The following is a 4,264-nucleotide window of genomic DNA, read 5'->3' as shown; positions in this document are numbered from 1 at the left end:
CGTCGACCGCGTCCACCTGTCCTTCGCGCTGCCGGCCGCGGCGCGCGTCCGCATGGCGGTCTACGGGGTCGACGGCCGCGCGGTGGCGGACCTCGGCGCCGCGACGCTTTCCGCGGGGGCGCACAAGATCACGTGGGACGGCCGGACGAGCGACGGCCGCCCGGCGGGCGCCGGACTCTATTTCCTACGCGTCCAGGGGCCAGGGATCGCGCTGACCCGATCGGTGGTGCGGCTCAGGTAGTCCGCGCTTACATCGGGGTGTGGCTGTGGAAGTCGCATCGCGACACCTCGCGATCAGCGTTGACCGCTGCGTTCACGGCAAGAGTACCAGCTTGCGCGTCGCGCGCCATCGGTCCGCCTCGAGCCGCGCGAAGTAGACTCCTCCGGGGGCGAGGTTGCCTCGAGTGTCACGCCGGTCCCACCGCGCTTCGTGAGGACCTGACGACAGCGCCCGATCCACGAGCTTGGTCACCATGCGGCCCTGGACGTCGAAGATCGCGAGCCGCACCGCCCCGGACCTCGGAATCGTGAAGGCGATCGATGTGCGGTTCGCGACCGGGTTGGGGGTCGGGGCCCCGAGCTCGAATCGCGGTGCCGAGACCAAGCCACCGTCCACGCCGACAAGATCCTGCTCACGAATGAGAATGCGCTGATCGGCAAGAACGGCGAAAGAGCGCGTCACGATGCCGGAGGGCCACCGCACCGTCACGGTGTCCGCGACGGCGCTGCCGCCGAGACCGAAGTGCACGATCCGTGAGTCCTGAGACATGTAGCCCGATCCGCCGGACACCTCGCGGACCTGGCGCAGGGCTCCGCTCGCGACTCGCACGCGAGCACCGATCGCAGCGCGGTTCGACGGTCCGCCCTCGAGCTGGATCTCGAGCCAGTGATTGGACGAAACCAGATCGTTCCGGAGCAGGACGTTGGCGTGCCCATCGTTCACCACGTAGAGATCCTGATCTCCATCGCCATCGTAGTCGGCCCAGGCCGTGCCATTGCTGTTGAAGGCGTCGCCCAGCGCGCCGCTGGTGATGCCGGTGAACACGCCATTGCCGTCGTTACGCATCAGCTTGTTGCCTGAGCCGTAGCTGGTTCGATAGAGGTCGAGGTCCCCGTCATGGTCGTAATCGGCCCAGGCCACTCCCGTGCTGTTCCCGCGATCGCCGAGCGGCCCCGCGGTGAGCGGCGTGAACACACCGGCCCCGTCGTTCCTCAACAGCTTGCTCGGAGTCCCGTAGTTGGCGATATAGAGGTCGAGATCCCCGTCGTTGTCGTAGTCGCCCCACGCCGCGCCCTGACCCGGTCCGCCGTCTTCGATGACCAGGCCGACGACGCGCGCGAACACGCCTCCCCCATCGTTACGGAGAAGCCGATTCGGGCCGTCGTTGGTGATGTAGAGGTCGGAATCCCCGTCGTTGTCGTAGTCGCCCCATGTCGCGGCCAGGCCCCAGCCAGCATCGGCGAGCGGTCCGAGCGAGGCATCGACGAACGCTCCACCTCCGAGGTTACGGAAGAGCTTGTTCGGCGTTCCGTAGTGGACGACGTAGAGGTCGAGCGCGCCGTCGCCGTCGGCATCGCCCCATGCCGCGCTTTGGCCGGGACCGTTCACCCCCAATGGGCCGACGGTGGCATCCGCGAACCCGGCGGCGTCTTTGCGGAAGAGCTTGTTCGCCGCGAAGTAGTTGACGACGTACAGATCCGGGTCTCCATCGTTGTCGAAGTCACCCCACACGCCCGAGCCGCTGTTCTCGTTGCCTGCGAGCAATGCGGGAGTGACATCGGTGAAGTCGTCGGCTCCGTCGTTCCGCAGCAGGAGATTCGGACCGTCGTAGGTGAGGAAGAGATCGTCGTCACCATCGCCGTCGTAGTCGACCCAAGACACACCGAAGCCCATCCCGTTCGCACCCAGAGGATTCTTGGTGATGGCTGTGAACTGCGCCTCGACGCTTTGCGGAGAGAAGGCCCCGGCCAAAACGGCCAGGGCGAAGGCGGCCATCGAACGCTGCACACGAAGAATCATGGGGACCCCCGCGACCTTCGGCCTCTCCGATACGAACGGCGGAGGCCCCGCCCGGGCGGGCGAGGCCTCCACCTTTGAGCCTACGGAAGGAGAACCAGTTTCTGCGTGCGAGTCACGCCGTCGCCCTTGAAGCGGACGAAGTACACACCGCCCGCCAGCGCTTCACCGTTGTTGCTGGAGCGTCCCCAGGCGATGCGATGCGCGCCGGCCGGGTACCACCCGTTGCCGAGCGCCTTCACATGACGACCTTGGACCGTGTAGAGGTCGATCTCGACGCGGCCAGGATTCATCAGCGTGAACTGCAGCTCGCCGCCGGTGCTCGCCGGATTCGGCGTTGGCGCCCGGAACTGGGTCCCGTGCGTCGCCGCCGGGCTCACGCCGGCCACGGAGGCTCCCTGCTGCGCCACCATGGGAGCTGCAGCCACGAGGTGATACGGCCGCATCATGTCGTTCTCCTCGTGCTCGAGGATGTGGCAGTGCCACACATATCCGGGCTCGGCAGTGGCGTCGAAGGCGAAGGAGGGCGACTCGTCCTGCGGGGCGAAGCGCACCAGGATTCGGGTCACCTCGCCGGGGTTCATCCGGAACGTATCCTTCCATCCGCGTTCGTTGGCGTCGGCCGGCTTCGGCTTGCCTTTCGCGTAGGGCTCCACCGGTACTGGAACGTACGTGTCGGCCGGCAACTCCGGATTCGCCTCCATGAACGCTTGCTCGTACCGCTTCGCGTTGATCCTCTGGCGGTTCAGGAGCTGGAACTGGACGAGATGGATGTGGATGGGATGCGTGTCACCCGTCATGTTCACGATCTCCCACATCTCCGTGCTGCCGAGCGTGGGATACTCGGTGACGGGCACATCGTGGAATGGCATGCCGTTCAGGAAGGCGCCCACCGGTCCCTCCTGACCCATCTGCTCGTTGAGGGTCATCACCCTCGTCACCGTGGGGTTGCTGAGTCGGTTCACGGTGGCGAGGTTCTGCGCGATCACGCTGTTGTCCGGCGAGGTCAGCGGCACCACCCGGAACAGCATGACCTGGCCCACGGTCTGAGGATCAGGGGTCTCACCGTTCGGGAACGGCGCCTTCGCCGTGTTCTTCAGCATGAACTCCGTCCCGGGGGCGTAGGCCGAGAAGTCGATGATGACCTCGGCGCGCTCGCCGGGAGCGATGATCAGCCGCGGCGACATGGGGTCGTTCGGGTCGTTGAGAAGCACCGGCTCGGCAAGGTAACCGCCGTCGGTCGCGATCTGGTAGAAGGCCGGTCCTGGCGCGCTCGTCGTGCGATCGGCGAGCGCCAGGCTGTAGAACCGGGCGTTGGAGCCTTCGAGGATGCGGAACCGATACTTGCGGGGCTCCACATTCAGGTACGGCCACACCTTTCCGTTGACCAGAATCACGTCGCCGAAGAACTCGGGGATCCACACCGGGCGCTCGGGAGTCTCACCCTCGTTGGGGTACCAGAGCTGGCCATCGGTCGTGAACATCCGATCCTGGATCGCGAGCCCGATGTCGTATGGACCGCTCGGGAGGTCGGCAGGCTCGTTGCCGGGATCGGTGATGACGTAGAAGCCCGCGAGCCCGGCGTACACGTTGTGCCGCGTGTAACCGAACGCGTGATCGTGGTACCAGATGGTCGAGGCGAGTTGGTTGTTGGCGTAATGAAAGACCTCTTTCTTCCAGTCATGACCCTTCTCGGCGAAGCCAGGCGTGAACCACTGCATCGGGGTTCCGTCGCTCTCGGGCTCCTGTTCGCCGCCGTGCACGTGGGTCACGATCGGCACCCCGGTCGTGGTCATCGCCCGGGGGATCGTCGGGTCGATGGCGTATTCGAGGATATGCGGCCCCGGAGGCAGGTTGTTGGTCCACCGGATCGAGATCGGTACGCCCTTCTGCGCCACGATGGTGGCACCGGGATAGCTCGCCGTGGCCTGCGAGGTCCCGTAGCCGTACAACGTGGTGGGCGGGAGCTGGCTGTGGAGCTGCTGCTGGATCTGCCACACCCCGATCTCGTAGTAGTTCGGACCGGCCGTCGGCATCGCGCCAGGAACGGGGAGCGGGTCGATGTACTTGGTGAGCGAGAGAGGATCGAGCAGCACCTGCGCGCTTGCGACGCCTGCGATGAGTAGCAGGCCGAGCGCGATCACGAGAATCGGCAGGCGCCGCGCGGACGCGAAGCGTCGGGCGGACATTTGACACCTCCTAGAGCGATTCGCTCAGGTGGCGCGCCCTCGATGTCTGGAGGCCGGG

General features: G+C 66.2%; 3 protein-coding genes. 1 reads left to right on the top strand and 2 read right to left on the bottom strand.

The features are described from left to right. Positions 1-241: FlgD immunoglobulin-like domain containing protein (locus VFQ05_18630; protein HET9328787.1), on the top strand; the 241-nt coding region annotated here is incomplete at its 5' end. A gap of 72 nt (positions 242-313) precedes the next feature. Here the strand turns inward: VFQ05_18630 and VFQ05_18625 are convergent. After that, the gene (locus VFQ05_18625) at positions 314-2,020 is read right to left on the bottom strand and encodes an FG-GAP-like repeat-containing protein (GenBank protein HET9328786.1); all 1,707 of its coding nucleotides are present in this window, start codon (positions 2,018-2,020) and stop codon (positions 314-316) included. Positions 2,021-2,100: 80 nt separating this feature from the next. Beyond that, complete coding sequence (locus VFQ05_18620; GenBank protein HET9328785.1) at positions 2,101-4,206, bottom strand: multicopper oxidase domain-containing protein; 2,106 nt, start codon at positions 4,204-4,206, stop codon at positions 2,101-2,103. Positions 4,207-4,264: the final 58 nt, after the last annotated feature.

This window comes from Candidatus Eisenbacteria bacterium (assembly GCA_035712145.1).
In the GTDB taxonomy this organism is placed as follows: domain Bacteria; phylum Eisenbacteria; class RBG-16-71-46; order RBG-16-71-46; family RBG-16-71-46; genus DASTBI01.
This window is presented reverse-complemented; position numbering and strand designations above follow the sequence as displayed.